Origin of the sequence: Vibrio sp. HENC-03 (genome assembly GCF_000305755.2) — a bacterium.
Taxonomy (GTDB): domain Bacteria; phylum Pseudomonadota; class Gammaproteobacteria; order Enterobacterales; family Vibrionaceae; genus Vibrio; species Vibrio owensii.
On record NZ_JH976121.1, the window covers coordinates 110,219 to 111,087 of the forward strand.

6 tRNA genes are annotated in these 869 nt (G+C 47.3%); all 6 read right to left on the reverse strand.

Annotation, left to right across the window (positions count from 1 at the left end):
- Positions 1–117 precede the first annotated feature (117 nt).
- Positions 118–192 (reverse strand) — tRNA-Gln (locus tag VCHENC03_RS15315).
- 46 nt (positions 193–238) lie between these two features.
- Positions 239–323, reverse strand: a tRNA-Leu gene (locus tag VCHENC03_RS15310).
- Positions 324–376: 53 nt separating this feature from the next.
- A tRNA-Met gene (locus VCHENC03_RS15305) sits at positions 377–453 on the reverse strand.
- Positions 454–475: 22 nt separating this feature from the next.
- Positions 476–560 (reverse strand) — tRNA-Leu (locus tag VCHENC03_RS15300).
- 65 nt (positions 561–625) lie between these two features.
- Positions 626–700 (reverse strand) — tRNA-Gln (locus VCHENC03_RS15295).
- Between the two features lie 39 nt (positions 701–739).
- Positions 740–824: transfer RNA gene (locus tag VCHENC03_RS15290), tRNA-Leu, on the reverse strand.
- Between the last annotated feature and the right edge of the window lie 45 nt (positions 825–869).

The window sequence follows — 869 nt, forward strand, 5'->3', positions numbered from 1 at the left end:
ACTCTCACACCTTGCGGCGCCAGAACCTAAATCTGGTGCGTCTACCAATTCCGCCACGACCGCATCGTGTTTTTTAGTTACTAAGGTGATTGGTATAACCTTAACAACGTTTTGTAATGGCAGGGCTACCTGGATTCGAACCAGGGAATGGCGGCATCAAAAGCCGCTGCCTTACCGCTTGGCGATAGCCCTACAGGTCTTAGTCTTTCAACTAAGTGCTTTCCACTTAAGGAAAGTATGGTGCGGTCGGAGAGACTTGAACTCTCACACCTTGCGGCGCCAGAACCTAAATCTGGTGCGTCTACCAATTCCGCCACGACCGCGCTTTAACGCTTTTGATCAATAGTCTTAAGTATAAACTATTTATCTGAATAAATGGTGGCTACGACGGGATTCGAACCTGTGACCCCATCATTATGAGTGATGTGCTCTAACCAGCTGAGCTACGTAGCCAACAATATGTTTTTAATTAAGATGGTGCGGTCGGAGAGACTTGAACTCTCACACCTCGCGGCGCCAGAACCTAAATCTGGTGCGTCTACCAATTCCGCCACGACCGCATCTTAATTGTTGTTATCGAGAGAATTGGTAAAACCTCAATAACGTCCCTTTAAAGGGAAAATAATGGCAGGTCTACCTGGATTCGAACCAGGGAATGGCGGCATCAAAAGCCGCTGCCTTACCGCTTGGCGATAGACCTACGGGTGATAGTCAAAAGACATATCAAATTAGAAAAGTATGGTGCGGTCGGAGAGACTTGAACTCTCACACCTTGCGGCGCCAGAACCTAAATCTGGTGCGTCTACCAATTCCGCCACGACCGCGACTTTTCTAAATCATCTAGGAAATTGGTAAAACCTAGACAATAA